Origin of the sequence: Mycobacteroides chelonae CCUG 47445 (assembly GCF_001632805.1) — a bacterium.
In the GTDB taxonomy this organism is placed as follows: Bacteria; Actinomycetota; Actinomycetes; order Mycobacteriales; family Mycobacteriaceae; genus Mycobacterium; species Mycobacterium chelonae.
Genome location: NZ_CP007220.1, coordinates 4697911 through 4714678 on the forward strand (window position 1 = coordinate 4697911; position 16768 = coordinate 4714678).

The following is a 16768-nucleotide window of genomic DNA, read 5'->3' on the forward strand; positions in this document are numbered from 1 at the left end:
GTTAAGCTGCCCCCGTCCGGCGCTCCATCGACCCTGAATAGGTAACCACATGACCAGTGGCCTGCGGGCCATGGTGGCACGCGATCCCGCGCAACCGCACCGCGCGGCCACCCCGCTAGAACTGCTTTTCGATCTCGTCTTCGTGGTCGCGGTCTCACGCGCCTCCGGCGCCTTGCACCACTTCTGGGCCGAGGGCCATTTCGCCGAGGGTCTCGTCGGGTACGCGATCGGCTTCTTCGCCATCTGGTGGGCATGGATGAACTTCACCTGGTTCGCCAGTGCCTTCGACACCGACGACTGGCTGTACCGCTTGACGGTGGTCGTCCAGATGGCCGGGGCGCTCACCGTCGCGGCCGGCGTCGAGCGAGCGATGACCCAAGCCGACTTCGGCATCGCCATCGGCGGGTACGTGCTCATGCGTATCGCCGCGGGCAGCCAATGGGTGCGCGCGGCCATCAGCGATCCGACCATGCGGGCCACCTGCCTGCGCTACGTCTCGGGTATCGCCGTCGTCCAAGCGGCGTGGGTCTGTTGGGGGCTCTTCGCACCGGAACATCTGCGCATACCGCTGTTCGTGGTGATCGCGCTGGCCGACCTGTCGGTGCCCGTGTTCGCCGAACGCGTCGCCCCCACCTCGTGGCATCCCCAGCACATCGCCGAGCGCTACGGCCTGTTCACCTTGATCGTGCTGGGCGAGTCCATCCTGGCCTCGGCGAACTCGATCATCGGCGGCGCCGAGGAAGCCGACCACACCGGCACCATGATCGGTATCGCGGTGGCGGCCTTGGTCATCGTCGCCGCGGTGTGGTGGATCTACTTCGACCAGGAACAGGAGTGCAAGGACGCCTCCCTGCGAGCGACCTTGCTGTGGGGCTACAGCCACTACTTCATCTTCGCCGCCGTCGCCGCAATCTCGGCGGGGTTCGAGATCGCCGTCGACGAAGGACTGGGCAAGAGTCACCTGAGTTCGACCGTTGCCGCCTTCACGATCACCGTCCCATTCGCCATCTATCTGGTGCTGGCGTGGCTGGTGCTGCTCCTGCAACGCCGCGACACCATATTGAATATCGGGCTACCAGCGATCGCCGTTGCCTCAGTTGCCATCTCGACGCTGCCGCACACGTTGTACTGGCTGGCCGGGTTGGCGGCGCTGGCCGCCGCGCTGGTCACCTGGCGACGCGTCGAGGACACCGAGCCCTCTTAACGGATCGGGCATACCTGTTCCAATGCCGCCAAGGCATTGACCGCATCGGCCATCTCCTCGCCCGGCGGCGCGAGCACACCGTCCACCGAGGTCGCGCCGGCCATCACCTCGGCGTAGTGCGCGGCGGCCGCCGCGGCGTCCAGGGCGCGGCTTTGCACTGTCAGGTCGGGCGTCTCGCGCGCGGCCGTCCGTAGCAGCGCGGCAATCGACCGATTTCGCGCGACGGCGGTCTGACGCACCGCGACCCCGTTCTGCTGCGAGAGTCCCCGCATCTGTACCCGCGCCCGATCGACCGAAGCACAGTCATGCGGCTCCGCCGCGGCCACCGGAGCCAACGCGGCCCACGCCACCACGAGTGCGACCAGCGGCCAACGCATAAACCCCTTCATACGCCGAATGGGAACCTCACGAGGATTTCCGGCTGGATTTCCGCGTGAGGTTCCCACTCGATGACAAAGAGGTTGGGCTACAGCGCCTTAAGCTCCTCGATGACCGCGGACACCGACTTCTTGGCATCCCCGAACAGCATCGAGGTCTGCGGCTGGAAGAACAGCGGGTTCTCGATACCGGCGTAGCCCGAGCTCATCGAACGCTTCAACACGATCACCGAGCGCGACTCGTCGACGTTCAGAATCGGCATCCCGTGAATCGGGCTGGACGGGTCGTTACGCGCCGCCGGGTTGGTGACATCGTTGGCGCCGATCACGATGGTGACATCGGTGCGGTTGAACTCGCCGTTGATGTCATCCATTTCCTTCATGGCGTCGTATTCGACGTCGGCCTCGGCGAGCAGCACGTTCATGTGGCCGGGCATACGGCCGGCGACCGGGTGAATGGCGTACTTGACCTCAACACCCTTGCTCTCCAGCAGGTCCGCCATCTCCTTGACGGTGTGCTGGGCCTGCGCGACGGCCAGACCGTAACCGGGCACCACGATCACCTGGTTGGCGTAGGCCATCTGGATCGCGGCATCGGAGGCAGACGTCGCCTTGACCGTGCCCTGCTCGGCCGAACCAGCGGCGGCTCCGGTGTCACCACCACCGAACGAGCCGAACACGATGGCCGGAATCGACCGGTTCATCGCGACGGCCATCAGGTTGGTCAGGATCGAACCGGAAGCGCCCACGATCATGCCGGCGACAATCATTGCGGTGTTGTTCAGCGCCAGACCTGCTGCGGCGGCAGACAAACCGGTCATCGCGTTGAGCAGTGAAATGACCACCGGCATATCGGCGCCACCGATGGGGAACACCACGAACAGGCCCATCACACCGGCGAACACCAGTACCGCGACGATCCACCAGACCGGCAGTCCGGGGTGCAGCCCGATGTAGACGGCGGCACCGACCGCGGCCAACAGCAGCACGATGTTGGACGCCTGGAAAAGCTTGGCGGACGCGACAAGCCGCTTCTCGACGTTCTTCGGGATGGACTCCTGCAGTTTGGCGAAGGCCACCAGCGAGCCCCAGAACGACACCGAGCCGATGACCGCGGCGAACAGCGATCCCACCACCAGCGCCACGGTCGGCGACTGATCCGGCTTGAACTCCGAAAAACCCTTCGTCTCAATGAATTCCGACCAGGCGATAAGAGCCACGGTGCCACCACCGACACCGTTGAACAACGCCACCAGCTGCGGCATGGCGGTCATCTTGGTCTTCAGCGCCGGCGGAATACCCAGTACCACACCGATACCCAGGCCGGCACCGATCAGAATCCAGTCCAGCGTGGTGGCGCTCTCGCTCACCTTGATCAGGGTGGCAAGTACCGCGATGCCCATGCCGACGGCGGCAATCCAGTTGCCGCGCACTGCGGTCTTGGGTCCGGTCAGGCCGGACAGGCCGTAGATGAAGAGGGCGAACGCAGCGATGTAGAGAACATCGACGAGGTAGTTGAGGCTTTCGGTGCTCACTTGGCCGCCTCTTTCTGCTCAGGCTTCTTCGACTTGAACATGCCCAGCATGCGGTCGGTCACCAGGAAGCCACCGATCACGTTCAGGGTTCCGAAGATCAGCGCGACGAACGCGATGATCCGGGTGCCCCAGCTGGCATCGGCGGGCAGGTTGCCCAGCACGATCAGCGCACCCAGCACCACGATGCCGTGAATGGCGTTGGTGCCCGACATCAATGGGGTGTGCAAGGTGTTGGGCACCTTGGAGATAACGGCGAATCCAACGAACCCGGCAAGGACCAGGATCGCGATGTTGGCCAATAGCTGTCCGTACATGTCTAGGAGACCTCCCGGGTAACGCAGGAGCCCGCGACGATCTCGTCATCGAAGTCCGGTGCCAGGGCGCCGTCCTTGATGAGGAGTTCGAGAACGGACGTGATGTTCTTGGCATACAGCTCGCTGGCGTGCTCGGGCATGGTGGCCGGCAGGTTGAGGGGCGAAGCGATCGTCACACCGTGCTTGACGACGGTCTGGCCGGGCTCGGTCAATTCACAGTTGCCGCCGGTCTCCCCCGCGAGATCCACGACGACAGAGCCGGGCTTCATGCCCTCGACTGCCGCCGCGGTCACCAGCCGCGGTGCCGGACGCCCGGGCACGAGCGCCGTGGTGATGACGACGTCGAATCCCTTGATGGCCTCTTCCAGCGCCTGCTGCTGCTTCTGACGCTCTTCCTCGGTGAGCTCGCGAGCGTAGCCGCCCTCACCGGCCGCATCGATGCCGAGATCGAGCCACTGGGCACCGACCGAGCGGACCTGGTCGGCTACCTCGGGGCGAACGTCGTAGCCGGTGGTACGCGCGCCGAGCCGCTTGGCCGTGGCCAGGGCCTGCAGACCGGCCACACCGACACCGAGCACCAGTACCAGCGCGGGCTTGACGGTTCCGGCGGCCGTGGTGAGCATCGGGAAGAAGCGGGTCGATTCGGTGGCCGCCACGAGCACGGACTTGTACCCGGCGACGTTGGCCTGTGATGACAGCGCATCCATCACCTGTGCGCGGGAGATGCGCGGAATGGCCTCCACGGCAAAGGCTTGTACGCCCGCGCTCTTGAGCGCACCGATGCTGTTGTCGGCATTGCGCGGCGCCAGGAAGCCGATGAGGGTCTGCCCCTCACGCAAGCGAGCGACCTCGGCGGGCGAGGGCGGCGCAACCTTGACGACGACATCGGCAGACCACGCGTCACCCACACTCGCACCGGCCTCGGTGTACAGCTCGTCGGGCAGCAGCGCGCGCTCTCCGGCGCCGCTTTCTATGACGACGTTCACACCCTTGCCAATCAGGCCGGCGATCGCTTTGGGCACCAGCGCAACGCGGCGCTCGTCCTCACCCGACTCTCGGACAACTCCGATAGTGACTGGTTGATCGGTCATCTACTCGCCCTTCACCCTGTGGTGCAGCATGCCGACGGATACTAAGGAAAGGCATGCTTGTTAACAAGTCTTCCGTTTTTGTAAATCCTGCAAAGGTCGTTAACCAGGGCAAGGACCGTGATCTGGCACGCGTTCCGACTCTCTCGGCAGCCCCGGCGGGGTGCCATCCCCGAACGGTCTGCCCCCCAGTGTCTCGCGTCCATGCGGGGTAAGCCAGCCACTCAGATCCGGCCCCTTCGGGACAATCCGAGTGGGGTTGATGTCGGTGTGCACCACGTAGTAGTGCTCCTTGATCTGCCCGAAATCGACGGTGTCACCGAAACCCGGTGTTTGGTACAAATCCCGCGTGTACGCCCACAGCACCGGCATCTCGGTCAGCTTCTGGCGATTGCACTTGAAATGCCCGTGATACACCGGATCGAACCGGGCCAACGTGGTGAACAGCCGCACGTCCGCCTCGGTAATGGTGTCGCCCACCAAATATCTTTGTCCGGCAAGCCTTTCCGACAACCAATCGAGTGCGGTGAACAGGCGATCGTAAGCGGCGTCGTAGGCGTCCTGGCCTCCCGCGAAGCCGCAACGGTAGACGCCGTTGTTGACCTCTGTGTAGACGCGGCGGTTCACCTCGTCGATTTCGGTGCGCAGTGCCTCGGGATACAGCTGCGGCGCACCCGGCCGGTGGTGCTCAACCCATTCGGTGGAGAAGTCCAGCGTCATCTGCGCGTAGTCGTTGGTCACGACCTCCCCGGTGGCCTCTTCCACGATGGCGGGCACGGTGATGCCGCGGGGATAGTCCGGATACCGCTTGAGATAGGCATCGCGCAGGAAGTGGATACCCAGGACGGGATCGACACCACCCGGGTCCAGATCAAAAGTCCAGCTGCGCTTGTCGTGTGTGGGGCCGCAAAGCCCGAGAGATAAGACGTCTTCCAAACCGAGGAGGCGACGGACGATGAGCGTCCGGTTCGCCCAGGGACAGGCGCGTGCGGCGACGAGCCGGTACCTCCCAGGCTCGACCGCGTAGCCGTCGCGGCCGTCCGCGGTGATCCGCGTATTGATGTAGTTGGTGTCCCGCTTGAACTCACCGGGCTCGACGTACTTGGTGTTCTCCGGGTTCTGGCTCACACACTCCAGTCTGGCACCGTCAGCATTCGAGGCAACGTCCTTCAGCCGGCCGATCCGTCAGGTTCGCCCTTCTCGTTCAGCGGGTGGCCACCCTTGACGCCTTGGACGATTCCTGTTGGAAAGGCCGACGACGTATTGGAGCCTGCAGTGGGCGCATCAGGTATCACCAGGCATGTGGTGTCCATCGCGACGCCCGGCAGATTCGGCCAGCCCCTATCCGAGTGATACTGGGCGAAAGCGTTGATCTCCATGTTGACCGTTCCCTGACCATCCGGGTCGGGCTCCACACGGTAGGCCGTCAGCTGTGCCATGGCGGCATTTTCGGGGTCCGCTGGCGACTTCTCCAGATTTACTTCAACACCCGACAGGGTCTGGGGTGCGCTTGCCGACGACATGGGCCGCGCCACGGAGCCGCAGTGGGCATAGGTCAGTACCCATCCGTTCTGCAGGGCCTTCCGTGTCTCTCGGGTGACAACGTCCGATGGATCGCCGTGTGTGAAAGACGCAGTCCTGACCACCGACTCACGTGAGATGTTGTTCAGCCCGTTGTACGAGGCGTGGTACGCCTTGGCGGGAGCAAGCCAGGCATCCGCCGTCAGCCGGGCAGATCGCGCCGAGTCCATAGCGTTCGGCTCGAAGGTGTCGGGATGCTTAGGACACGATGCGGCCAGCACGAAAACCAGCAACAGCGCCGGTGAAAGTCGTAGGACCTTCACTTCGGGATCACCTCACCCCATGGCCGATAGCGCGTTTCGCCACCGAACGATATTCGGTTGTTGACGAAATCATCCCTCGGGATTGTCATCTTCTGTCCAGAAGAGGGCTCGTAGATTTCCAGTGAGTCGCCCTGCATTCCTGTCACCAAGACGATGTGCCCGTTCACTCCGCTGCCGACGAACAGCGGAACTGACTGACCGGACTGGACGGCCGCACTGATCGCCTGATAGTCACCCGACGGGCCCAGCGGATTAGCCACCTCGAATCGATACGCGCTGCCCGGGACGCCGGGACCGCCGGGCTTGCCCATCTCGTCAGCGGCACCGCCCGGGGGTGTCCCCAACGACTCGGGCCAGGTCGTGCCCCAACCCGGGACGATCGCGTTGTTCGTCGAATCGTGCATTTTCTTGGCTTCATCCGCGAACTTGGATGTGACCTCGGCGCTGGTTATCGATTGTCCAGACTGTGGCGGTTCGGACCCGGTCGCGTCATATCCCGTGAGCATCTTCATCGCGTACACCGGATCGTTGATCATCTTGGCGACGACAAGCGAGGAAGACCCGCAGGTGGTGCCATCGGGTTGCGTCAGGACGCCCGGATGATTCTTCGCGTACTCCACCGGGTCAAGCTCACGCACCTGTTGATCGTCCATGAGCGCCAACTTGTCCGAGAAGCGTTGCAGCGTACTAATATCCCCTCCCCGCGCGAGAGCCGAGATGATCCAGTTCCGTCGGGCCTCATCCTTCGCGTTGTCGAGCATCGCTTGCGCCCTGGCGCGATCCTCAGGGCTCATCGCCGCCAGGTTGGCATCCGCGCGCTCCTGCACGCCCGGCCGCAAACCGGTCCCGTCCTTATGACCATCCGGATCGTCCTTGACGCCCGACCAATTGTTGACCGAACCGATCGCACCCGCCGCCACGGAAGTGTGGTCGGGCAGCGTGATGCCCTCCACCGCTTTCCCGAGTTCACCCTTCGCGGTGTTCACCGCCTTGTCGGCGTCCCCGTACGCGCCCGCGAGTTCTTCGACACCGTGCACGACGTCGCCCACAAGCTTCCGGACATATGGAATGGCGTCCCACGGCGCCTTGGGGATGTTGCCCCAGTCGACGTCGTCCTTGAGCGAGGCAAATGCGTTGTGCCACCGTTCCCGCGCCTTCTCCATGGACCCGCCGAACGTGTCGAGCGAGGCTGCCACCCCGGTAGCGGCCGGACCGATCGTCGTGGATCGTGTCTTGAAGTTCGCAATGCTGGTGCGCGCCTTGTCCCCGGTCGTCTCACCGTACGGATCGCCCGGCGTGCGCCCCCACACCGTTTCGGGGATCGTGTTCTGAGCCTGCTGAACATCGTTGGCATGCCATTCCCCCATGGCGGGCGCCATCTCGCGCCAACGAGCGGCTACCTCGCGCACGGTGGCCGGGTCCGGAGGAGGTGGCTCGGTGGCCACCGCGATGACCTTCCGGACAGCACTGACGACCTTGCGCGCTATCGGCCAGACCGTGCTCACGGTGATCTCACCGATCTGTCGCAGATCGGCGATTACCTGCTCCAGCTGTTTTTGCGTATCACCCAGCGTCATCACGCACCGGCCCTAGTTGAGCACCGGAAACTTGATTCCGGTGTCGCTGAGATTCCCCGCGTTGCGCTGATCCATCTCGACAAGAGCCTTGGTGCACGTCCGGATGTTCTGCGAGATCTCTTTTTGCACAGCGGCAACCGTGCTGAGCGCGCCGGATACCCGGCTCCGCGCAGCGTTCATCGCATCGCTCAGGTCACCGAGGTCCTTGCCCTCCGTGGCACGCAACTTTCCCTTGGCGAACTCGACGTGGGTATCCGTTGCGTCGAGTTGTGCCGCGCATTTCTCCGTAGCTACCGGGTCGATCTTCATGGGCTCCCCCTCCAGACATGCCCTTTCCGCATGTTAGCCCGGAACGGGTGGCCCAACCACCCCTTGGGGATAGACCGTCTAGCGGGGCAGAGCAGCGGTGAGGTAGTTGCCCTGTTCGATGAGTTCGACGACGTCCCGCGGCAGATCGGGAATGTCGATTCCGTAGGCCGCGGCCAGTTCCAGGGCATGCGCGCCGTGCACCGTCCACCCGCGCGCGGCGAACCACTCCGCGACGTCAGCCCTCTCTTCGTCGTAGAACAACGAGGAGATATCCACCTTCGACATGGGATGGCTATCGTCGGCGTACTTCTTCTGGACCTCACCCCACTTGGCGATATCGGGCCGTCCGCGCGTGGCTTCCACGGCGACCTGGCTGCCCGGCGCCGAGAGCGCGACAACCCGCTCGAACAGCAGATCCTGTGCCGCAGACGGCAGATAGACGATCAAGCCCTCCGCCGACCACGCCGTCGGAGCCTCAGGGTCGAAGCCGGCGGCGAGTAGAGCAGCAGGCCAATCGTCGCGGAGGTCCACGATGACCTCACGCCGGTCACTCGTGGGGGTGGCGCCCTGTTCGGCCAGCACACGGTCCTTGAACTCCAGCACCTTAGGCTGATCCAACTCGAAGACCTTGGTGCCGTCTGGCCACGGCAACCGATGCGCCCGCACATCCAGCCCGGCAGCGAGAATCACTGCCTGCGTGCAGCCGGACTTGGTCGCGTTTACGAAGAATTCGTCGAAAAACCTGCTACGAAGACCGATCTGGCGAAATGCGGTCGTCGGGTTCAGCGCCTGGGCATCGGGATTGTCCAGCAGCCCAATCAGATGCGGCTCACCGGCGGCCCGCACGAAATGCTCCGCGTACTCGTCGCGCACCAGGGGATCAGGCTGCGCGTTCTCGACCGCGCGAGCCGCCGCGACTCCCAGGGCGGTGAACCCGACGCTCGACACAATGTCCCAGGAATCGCCCTCGCTGCGCGACCAGTCCTTGTCCTCGATATTGGTCATCACGTTTCCTTTCAGGCAGGCAGTGTGCAGGTCAGGTAATGCATCGAACCGGCGAGCTCCCGGATGTCCTCGGGGACTTCCGGATACTGCACGCCATAGCGTTCTGCCAGATCAAACATGTCCACCCCCAGCGTGTTCCATCCTCGTGTGGAGAACCACTCGACGGGCGGCGTCTTCTCCTCGTCGTAGAACAGCTCGGTGATGTCGATCTTGCCGAAGGTGTCCTTCTCGGATCGGTACTTCTGCTCGACCTTGGCGAATTGGCTCACGCCCAGCACGCCCGTGGGGCCCTCGATCGCGGCACGACTGCCGGGGGCCGACAACTCAACAATCCTCTCGAACAACAGCTCCTGCGCGACGGCAGGCAGATACGGCAGCAGTCCTTCGGCTGACCATGCGGTGGGCTGGCTGGGATCAAATCCAGCCTCCTTGAGCGCGGCCGGCCAGTCATCACGCAGGTCCACGGCCACCGCCCGACGATCACTGGTCGGCGCTGCGCCCTGCTCGGCATACACCCGGTCCTTGAAGGCCAAGACCTCTGGCTGATCCAACTCGTAGACCGTGACCCCGACGGGCCAGGGCAGCCGATGTGCCCGCGCGTCCAATCCGGCGGCAAGGATGACGGCCTGTCGGATGCCAGAGGCGGCGGCATCCAGGAAGAATTCATCGAAGAACCGGCTGCGCATACCCATCCCCCGCAGATACTCGAACGGGGATGCCCGGGGCACATCGCGTTTGGTGATCGTATCGATCAAATGCGGTTCGCCCGCTGCGAGCACGAAATGCTTGGCGAACGGGTCGACGATCAGCGCGTCCGGCCGCTCACTCTCCACGGCACGCTGCGCACTGACCCCCAACGCGGTGTATCCCACGCTGGACACGATGTCCCAGGAATCGCCCTCGCTGCGCGACCAGTTCTTGTCCTCGACGTCTGTCATGGCGCCCTCTCAGCTTGTCCGGGTAGCGGTGAAAAACTTGGTACGAAGCAATGTTTCGAATGAGCGGGGCTGTTCCCCGAACGGCCGGCCGTATCCCACGGCCGCCTCCACGAGATCGATTCCCGCGACAGTCCAGCCTCTTTCAGCAAGCCACGACTTGGTATCACGGCGGGGATCGTCGTACCAGAGTTCGGACACCTTGGGCTGACCCGAAGAATCTGCATGCGACGGCATGTCCTGCTCAAACTGAGCAATCTCCCCGGGCCCGGGACCCAGCTCGGCCGCGATCCGGCTTCCGGGGGCCGACAGCTCATGCAACTTCTCAAAGAGTGCGTCTTGCGCCGATCCGGGCAGGTAGGGCAACAGTCCTTCCAGAGCCCATGCGGTGGGTTGTTCGGGGTCGAACCTGGCTCCCACCAACGCCTTCGGCCAGTCATCGCGCAGGTCGACGGCCACCGGCACCCGGCCGGCTGCCGGACCAGCCTCCGCCCCGGCAAGTACCTGCTCTTTGAACTCGAGAACCCGCGGTTGATCCACCTCGAAGACGGTCGTGCCCGTCGGCCAGGGCAATCGGTATGCGCGGGCATCTAATCCGGCGGCCAGAATGACAACCTGCCGCACGCCCGCACCGGCTGCGTCGGCAAAGAAGTTGTCGAAGAATCGTGTCCGCACACCGACCCATCCGGCATTGGCGCCAGCGAGGCCGCTGATGTCTCCGGCGGCCACGGCTTGCGCCAATTGCGGTTCGCCGGCGGCGGCAACGAACTTCTCGGCGTACTCATCGTGTGCCAGTGGGGGATCCAGTTTCGCGTCGAGTGCTCGGGCGGCCGCGACCGCCAGCGCGGTGTAGCCGACGCTCGTGACGATGTCCCAGGTGTCTCCGTCGGTGCGTGCCATGGTCATGCGCCCAGAGAGGCGGTGAAGTATCGGCTCTGTCCCATGGCATCCGTCAGTTCATGCTGGCCTGCCAACGGAGCGCGGTTGTATCGCTTCAGCAGTTCACCCGCCGTGGTGGCCTCGACGGTCCAACCGTGACCGGTCAGCCATTGCGCCGGATCCTCGCGCTCGTCAGCGAACCACAGGCTCGATGGGGGTGCATCCTCCTCAACGATGCTCTTGAAGATCCGGCGCAATGCGCCCTCTTCGTTCTCCATCGCGCTCGACATCCGATCCGCCTGGGTGCCGGGAGCACCGAAATCCTCTACGGCAACGCGGCTTCCGGCTGCGGACAGCGTGACAATGCGCTGGAAAAGCAGGTCCTGCGCGGTACCGGGCAGGAACGGAAGCAGCCCCTCGGCCAGCCAGGCCGTCGGCTGGGTGGGGTCGAAACCCGCTGCCGTGAGCGCCTCGGGCCAATCGTCGCGGAGGTCGACGTGCAGGTCGTGAACGGTAGTCGTCGCCTGCACCCCGTGCTCGTCGAGAACCCGTTTCTTGAACTCGAGCACCTTCGGAAGGTCGAGTTCATAGACCGTGGTGCCCGGCGCCCAGGGCAGCCGATACCCGCGGACGTCGAGCCCCGCCGCCAGGATCACCGCCTGGCGCACACCCGCGTTTCCCGCAGCCAGGAAAAACTCGTCGAAGTACTTCGTCCGCGCCCCCAGATAACTCGAGAACAGCTGCACGTCGGGCTCCTGGGCGACGGTGGGGTCTTCCAGGAGCTCGGAAAAGATCGGCGCCTCAGTCTTGGTCGCGGCCACAAAGTGCTGCGCATAGTCGTCCCGCGCGAGCGGCTCTGCCTTACGCGCCTCGACGGCCCGCATGGCAGAGACAATGAGCGCGGTCGCGCCCACGCTCGTCACGATGTCCCAGGTGTCACCTTCGGTTCTGGCCACAGCAGTGTCTCCCATCAAACGCGCATGTCAGGTGTGCGTACATCTAAAAATGCAGGTCACGGGGCTTTACCCGTAAAAAGTTCGCACAACTAACTACAGTACGCCGATTGACTGGGAGCGCCACTGATCCTTTTCGAGACGACAAATGCGCGAGGGCTACTTGCCCTTCCAGACGGGTGCACGCTTCTCGGCGAACGCCTGTGCACCCTCCCTGGCATCCTCGGAGACGAAGATCGGCATGAGGATCTCCCCCCTGCTTGGCGAAGGCTTCCTCCGGCGCCCAGCTCGCTGACTCGATGACAATGCGCTTGGTGGCCGCGACGGCGAGGGGCCCGTTCGCGGTGATCTTGGCAGCCAACTCCAGCGCGGCCTCCAGCGCCTGACCATCGTCGACGAGCCGGTTGATGAATCCGTACCTGGCGGCGTCTTCCGCGGTGAACGAGTCTCCCGTGAGCGCCAACTCCATGGCTACCTGGTACGGGATTCGCTTCGGCAGACGCAACAGGCCACCGGCGCCGGCGACCAGACCACGCTTGACCTCGGGGATGCCGAACTTGGCGCTGCGGCCAGCCACCACTAGATCACAAGACAGCACGAGTTCGGTGCCTCCCGCCAGGGCGAAGCCCTCCACCGCGGCGATGATCGGCTTGCGGGGCGGCACGTTGGTGAAACCAAGGCCGCGCTCAGACAGCACCGCCTCGCCACTCACGAATGCCTTGAGATCCATTCCCGCACAAAAATTTCCACCCGAGCCGGTGAGAATGGCGACGGACAGGTCATCGGAGCTGTCCAGCTGATCCGCCGCTGCGGCGAGACCCTGACTGACGGCCCTGTTCACCGCGTTGCGCGCGTCCGGACGGTTGATGGTGATCAGTAGGACACGGTCACGCTGTTCGATCAGGACTTCGTCGGCCATGACATTCCTCCAGGTGGTCGGTGAGTTTGTTTCTTGATGCTAACCAGTAGCCGGAATCAGGCTGCGAGCCACCGAAAGCAACCTCGGAACGCCCTGGTCCAGCTCAGCGAAGAAGGGGTCGTCGGTGGTTCCGGCGAGATGGCGCTGATAGGACACCTCCAGCAACGTGGCGAGCTTCCACCCACCCAACACCTGGTAGTAGATCAAATCCTCTGGTGTCCAATAGCTTTGGTCACCGGTTCGGGCTCCACGATAGGCCTCAGCGATCTCGGCGTGCGAGGGGCAACCCTCTTGCGCGGTCACCGACCCGGTGAGCTCCGACATGGCGACCTCCCCTCCCGGTTCGGGTGTCATGTACAGCAGATATCCCAGGTCCGCCAGTGGATCGCCGACGGTGGCCATCTCCCAGTCCAGTACCGCGGTAATCCGCGCCGTGGCCGCGTCGACCAGCACGTTGTCCAGCTTGTAATCGCCGTGCACGACGGCCGCGGGACGGTCTCCCGGATAGTTCTGGGTGAGCCACGCGGTAATGGCCGTGTGATCCTTCAGATCACGGCCTGTGGGCAGCTCCTTGATGGACTCCCATTGCCCACCCCATGTCTTCAATTGTCGTGCCAAATAGCCCGATTCACGACCCAACTTGGCCTCCACCAACCGCATCGGGTCCGCATTGTGGATCTCGGCCAATGCGACCGCCAGATCGAGCACCAGCTCCCGGCGCGCCGTGCCGACGAACCACTCCGGCGAGACGTCCCTGATCACCTCGCCTTCCTGACGCTCCATCAAATAGAACGGGGCGCCGAAGATCTCCGCATCGGTGCTGGCCAGCGTCACGCGCGGAACCCGCACCTGCGCCGCGCTGAGCGCGTCGAGCACCCGGTACTCACGCATCACGTCGTGCGCACCGGCCTGCAGCCGCCCAAACGGCGGGCGCCGCATAATCCACTGCGCACCAGAGCTTCCCGTAACCACGTAGGTCAGATTCGAATGTCCGGCCGAGAGCCTGCGGACGCTGACCTCCTCCCTCAGCTCGCGGCTGAGGTACTCCAACAGGCTCGCGGGAATGGCATCGGCGTCCAGCGACACGTCGCCGGCGGGGCCTTCGGGTGAAGCGGACACGTCCTTGTGCATGGGTCATGTTTACCTGACGACACAAACGATGAGTGAGGGGCCGGGACATTCCTTAGCGGTTCACGCTGCCAACTGGGCCGATGTCCCTCACTATTGGTGTCCAATGAACCTCTCTGCCCGCCTCGTCGTCATGAACTTCCTGCAGTTCTTCGTGTGGGGAGCCTGGCTGTTGACGCTCGGGGCGTACTGGTTCAATGCGAAGCACTGGTCGGGAGCGCACTTCGGGGCCGTCTTCTCCACCATGGGTATTGCCGCGATCCTGACGCCGCCGATCATGGGGGTGATCGCCGACAAATGGGTGAACGCCGAAAAGCTCTACGGGATCTTGCATCTGGGCGGAGCCGCAGCGCTATTCAGCCTCCCCCAGGTGAACAGCCCCACCGTCTTCTTCTGGGTTCTGCTGCTCAACATGCTGTGTTACATGCCGTCGCTGTCCCTGGCCATCACCGTCGCGTTCAACGCCCTCAAGGATGCCGGCAAGGACACCGTCGTGAGCTTCCCGCCGATCCGGGTGTGGGGCACCGTCGGATTCATCGCCGCATTACACACGGTGAGCCTGCTGAAGCTGGAAACCTCGGCCGGTCAGTTCTACGTCGCCGGAACGGCGGCACTACTCCTGGGGCTCTACGCGTTCACGCTGCCCGGCTGTCCACCGAAGCTGGACGGCACGCGCAGCACCACATTCGCCGACAGATTCGGCCTCACCGCCTTCACCCTGTTCCGTCACCGCAATATGGCCATCTTCTTCATCTTCGCGATGCTGCTCGGCGGTTCCCTGCAACTCACCAACGCCTACGGCGACACATTCCTGCACGACTTCGCCACCATCGACGAGTACAAGGGCCTCTTCACCGTCGAGCATCCGGCGATCATCATGTCCATCTCACAGATCTCCGAGACATTGTTCATCCTGGCGATCCCATTCTTCTTGCGCCACTTTGGAATCAAGGGGGTCATGCTCATGAGCATGACCGCTTGGACATTGCGTTTCGGGCTCTTTGCCTATGGCGATCCCGGCGCCGGGCTCTGGATGATCGTGTTGTCCTGCATCGTCTACGGCATGGCCTTCGACTTCTTCAATGTCTCGGGCCAGCTCTTCGTCGAGGACCAATGCGACCCCGCGATCCGGGCGAGCGCGCAGGGCCTGTTCATGTTGATGACCAACGGGGTCGGCGCCATGCTGGGCAGCCTCATCAGTGGAGCCGTCATCGAGTACTTCTTCACCTATCCGGATCAGAGCAAGGACTGGCACGGTATCTGGTTGAGTTTCGCCGGGTACTCGTTGGTGGTCGCGATCGCGTTCTTCCTGCTGTTCCGCCACAAACCGGGCGAGAACGCCGTCGAAAACGCGCCCGCTACCGTGGGGGTGTGACGATCTCCGATGCTGAATCGACCGCCTCCCCCGCAGACAGCCCTGTGGAGGGCATCTGGAACTTCCGGGACGTCGGCGGTGCGGATTCGCCCGTCACACTCAGGCCCGGGGTGTTGTTTCGGTCCTCTGAACTGAGCGGTCTGACCGCGGCAGGCGCCCAGACACTGCGCTCCCTCGGCATCACCGATCTGTACGACCTGCGCAGCCCCACCGAGATTGCACGCACCGGTTCCGATCGGGTGGACGATGCAATCCGGGTACACGAGGTTCCCTTCGCCACCCCAGCTGCCGGGGAGGAGCGCGCTCCACACGAGATCGCCTATCGGCAGATGATGATCACGAGTATGACTTCGGGCCGGGGCCCTGATCCGGCATCCCAAGTGGAGTTCATGCTGGCCGAGTACCGCCGGTTCGTCGAACTCCCCGGCACGCTCGTCGCCCTCAAGGCAGTGGCCAACCAACTCGCCAGCGGTGCAACGGCTTTGGTGCACTGCGCGGCAGGCAAGGACCGTACCGGTCTTCTCATCGGGGTATTGCTGCACACGGTAGGCATCGACTACGCCGATATCGCCGCGGACTACCTGCTCAGCAATGCGGCGATCGGCTCGATGCGGGCCCATATCTCCGCACAGATGGCTGCCGCCGAACCAGAGCTGGCGCAGACCATGGCTGCGATGCTCTCCGATGAGGTGCTCGGGGTTCGCGAGGAATACCTCGACACCGGATTCAGCGAAATCGCAAAGCTTTTCGGGTCACCCGAGGCGATGGTCACTGCTGCCGGAATCGACGGCGATGGCCTTGCGGCACTGCGCAAAGCACTGACCTAGAAGACGATTCAGACCAGTACGGCACCCAGCCAGATACCTGCCGACACCATCGCGCCCGCCATCTCGATGCCGATCGAGGTGGCGACCGCCTTCACAGCCGTGACGGTCGCGGCCCACGCCTGCTTCTGGCTGCTGCGGCGCAGGAATTCCGCGAGGTAGATACCGAGCACGAAGCCGATCACCAACCCCACCACCGGGATGATGAAAAACCCGATGATCGCTACGGCGCCGCCGAGCATCAGGCTCAGCGTGGGCACGCCTGCCTCGCGCATGCGCGCAGCGGGCCATACGTATTTCACCACCGTGGTCACGACGGCCAGTGCCACCACAATGCCAAGGACCACCCAGGCTTTCGTGCTCGATTCGATGAGGGCCCACGCCCCGATGGAGAGCACCACCAGCGTTGTTCCGGGAACCATCGGCACCACGATGCCGACCATTCCGATGGCTATCCCCAGGGCGACGAGCAGCAGCCCACCGACACTCATCAGCGGAGCGG

The 16768-nt window shown here is 63.9% G+C and carries 17 protein-coding genes and 1 pseudogene; 3 read left to right on the plus strand and 15 right to left on the minus strand.

Annotated features, from left to right (window positions below; all coding sequences use genetic code 11):
- The first annotated feature begins 49 nt into the window (after positions 1-49).
- On the plus strand, positions 50-1204 hold the full coding sequence (locus BB28_RS22880; protein WP_046255189.1) for a low temperature requirement protein A: 1155 nt from the start codon (positions 50-52) through the stop codon (positions 1202-1204).
- Here BB28_RS22880 and BB28_RS22885 read toward each other — a convergent pair.
- The 14 genes and pseudogenes from BB28_RS22885 to BB28_RS22950 all read right to left on the minus strand — a co-directional run bounded on the left by BB28_RS22885 (position 1201) and on the right by BB28_RS22950 (position 14070).
- Positions 1201-1581, minus strand: coding sequence for a hypothetical protein (locus BB28_RS22885; protein ID WP_046255190.1), 381 nt, complete (start codon positions 1579-1581; stop codon positions 1201-1203). The genes BB28_RS22880 and BB28_RS22885 overlap by 4 nt on opposite strands.
- An 89-nt stretch (positions 1582-1670) precedes the next feature.
- Positions 1671-3116 (minus strand): NAD(P)(+) transhydrogenase (Re/Si-specific) subunit beta, encoded by a 1446-nt coding sequence (locus BB28_RS22890; RefSeq protein WP_046255191.1) that lies wholly within the window; start codon positions 3114-3116, stop codon positions 1671-1673.
- The gene (locus BB28_RS22895) at positions 3113-3430 is read right to left on the minus strand and encodes an NAD(P) transhydrogenase subunit alpha part 2 (RefSeq protein WP_030097415.1); all 318 of its coding nucleotides are present in this window, start codon (positions 3428-3430) and stop codon (positions 3113-3115) included. Before BB28_RS22895 ends, BB28_RS22890 begins: the two co-directional genes overlap by 4 nt.
- A gap of 2 nt (positions 3431-3432) precedes the next feature.
- On the minus strand, positions 3433-4521 hold the full coding sequence (locus BB28_RS22900) for a Re/Si-specific NAD(P)(+) transhydrogenase subunit alpha (RefSeq protein ID WP_046255192.1): 1089 nt from the start codon (positions 4519-4521) through the stop codon (positions 3433-3435).
- 99 nt (positions 4522-4620) lie between these two features.
- Positions 4621-5646 (minus strand): glutathione S-transferase family protein, encoded by a 1026-nt coding sequence (locus BB28_RS22905; protein ID WP_046255193.1) that lies wholly within the window; start codon positions 5644-5646, stop codon positions 4621-4623.
- A gap of 41 nt (positions 5647-5687) precedes the next feature.
- A complete protein-coding gene (locus BB28_RS22910; RefSeq protein ID WP_046255194.1) occupies positions 5688-6362 on the minus strand; it encodes a hypothetical protein in 675 nt (224 codons plus the stop codon).
- On the minus strand, positions 6359-7939 hold the full coding sequence (locus tag BB28_RS22915; protein ID WP_046255195.1) for a hypothetical protein: 1581 nt from the start codon (positions 7937-7939) through the stop codon (positions 6359-6361). The genes BB28_RS22910 and BB28_RS22915 overlap by 4 nt, the downstream gene beginning before the upstream one ends.
- A 12-nt stretch (positions 7940-7951) precedes the next feature.
- A complete protein-coding gene (locus BB28_RS22920; protein WP_046255196.1) occupies positions 7952-8248 on the minus strand; it encodes a hypothetical protein in 297 nt (98 codons plus the stop codon).
- A 78-nt stretch (positions 8249-8326) separates the two neighbouring features.
- A complete protein-coding gene (locus tag BB28_RS22925; protein WP_046255197.1) occupies positions 8327-9253 on the minus strand; it encodes a class I SAM-dependent methyltransferase in 927 nt (308 codons plus the stop codon).
- An 11-nt stretch (positions 9254-9264) separates the two neighbouring features.
- Positions 9265-10191 carry a class I SAM-dependent methyltransferase gene (locus BB28_RS22930; RefSeq protein WP_046255198.1) on the minus strand — a complete coding sequence of 309 codons (927 nt, stop codon included), beginning with the start codon at positions 10189-10191 and terminating at the stop codon, positions 9265-9267.
- A 9-nt stretch (positions 10192-10200) separates the two neighbouring features.
- Positions 10201-11088 (minus strand): SAM-dependent methyltransferase, encoded by an 888-nt coding sequence (locus BB28_RS22935; protein ID WP_046256103.1) that lies wholly within the window; start codon positions 11086-11088, stop codon positions 10201-10203.
- A 2-nt stretch (positions 11089-11090) separates the two neighbouring features.
- Positions 11091-12023, minus strand: coding sequence for a class I SAM-dependent methyltransferase (locus tag BB28_RS22940; protein WP_046255199.1), 933 nt, complete (start codon positions 12021-12023; stop codon positions 11091-11093).
- Positions 12024-12179: 156 nt separating this feature from the next.
- Positions 12180-12939, minus strand: a pseudogene (locus BB28_RS22945) (crotonase/enoyl-CoA hydratase family protein).
- A 39-nt stretch (positions 12940-12978) separates the two neighbouring features.
- The gene (locus BB28_RS22950; RefSeq protein WP_046255200.1) at positions 12979-14070 is read right to left on the minus strand and encodes a phosphotransferase family protein; all 1092 of its coding nucleotides are present in this window, start codon (positions 14068-14070) and stop codon (positions 12979-12981) included.
- A gap of 103 nt (positions 14071-14173) precedes the next feature.
- Between BB28_RS22950 and BB28_RS22955 the strand changes: the two genes are divergently transcribed.
- Both BB28_RS22955 and BB28_RS22960 read left to right on the plus strand, forming a co-directional pair.
- Entirely contained in the window at positions 14174-15442 is a 1269-nt protein-coding gene (locus BB28_RS22955; protein WP_046255201.1) for a nucleoside permease, read from the plus strand.
- A complete protein-coding gene (locus BB28_RS22960; protein WP_046255202.1) occupies positions 15439-16269 on the plus strand; it encodes a tyrosine-protein phosphatase in 831 nt (276 codons plus the stop codon). The genes BB28_RS22955 and BB28_RS22960 overlap by 4 nt, the downstream gene beginning before the upstream one ends.
- An 8-nt stretch (positions 16270-16277) precedes the next feature.
- On the opposite strand, the gene BB28_RS22965 is transcribed toward BB28_RS22960, so the two are convergent.
- Positions 16278-16757, minus strand: a complete 480-nt coding sequence (locus BB28_RS22965) for a DUF456 domain-containing protein (protein ID WP_046255203.1) — start codon at positions 16755-16757, stop codon at positions 16278-16280.
- Positions 16758-16768 lie beyond the last annotated feature (11 nt).

What these genes read in the sequence shown, in the direction of transcription:
- BB28_RS22920 (WP_046255196.1), bottom strand. Translation starts at nt 8,248, where the DNA reads ATGAAGATCGACCCGGTAGCTACGGAGAAATGCGCGGCACAACTCGAC.
- BB28_RS22955 (WP_046255201.1), top strand. Translation starts at nt 14,174, where the DNA reads ATGAACCTCTCTGCCCGCCTCGTCGTCATGAACTTCCTGCAGTTCTTC.
- BB28_RS22935 (WP_046256103.1), bottom strand. Translation starts at nt 11,088, where the DNA reads ATGGCACGCACCGACGGAGACACCTGGGACATCGTCACGAGCGTCGGC.
- BB28_RS22880 (WP_046255189.1), top strand. Translation starts at nt 50, where the DNA reads ATGACCAGTGGCCTGCGGGCCATGGTGGCACGCGATCCCGCGCAACCG.
- BB28_RS22950 (WP_046255200.1), bottom strand. Translation starts at nt 14,070, where the DNA reads ATGCACAAGGACGTGTCCGCTTCACCCGAAGGCCCCGCCGGCGACGTG.
- BB28_RS22900 (WP_046255192.1), bottom strand. Translation starts at nt 4,521, where the DNA reads ATGACCGATCAACCAGTCACTATCGGAGTTGTCCGAGAGTCGGGTGAG.
- BB28_RS22925 (WP_046255197.1), bottom strand. Translation starts at nt 9,253, where the DNA reads ATGACCAATATCGAGGACAAGGACTGGTCGCGCAGCGAGGGCGATTCC.
- BB28_RS22915 (WP_046255195.1), bottom strand. Translation starts at nt 7,939, where the DNA reads ATGACGCTGGGTGATACGCAAAAACAGCTGGAGCAGGTAATCGCCGAT.
- BB28_RS22930 (WP_046255198.1), bottom strand. Translation starts at nt 10,191, where the DNA reads ATGACAGACGTCGAGGACAAGAACTGGTCGCGCAGCGAGGGCGATTCC.
- BB28_RS22895 (WP_030097415.1), bottom strand. Translation starts at nt 3,430, where the DNA reads ATGTACGGACAGCTATTGGCCAACATCGCGATCCTGGTCCTTGCCGGG.
- BB28_RS22885 (WP_046255190.1), bottom strand. Translation starts at nt 1,581, where the DNA reads ATGCGTTGGCCGCTGGTCGCACTCGTGGTGGCGTGGGCCGCGTTGGCT.
- BB28_RS22965 (WP_046255203.1), bottom strand. Translation starts at nt 16,757, where the DNA reads ATGAGTGTCGGTGGGCTGCTGCTCGTCGCCCTGGGGATAGCCATCGGA.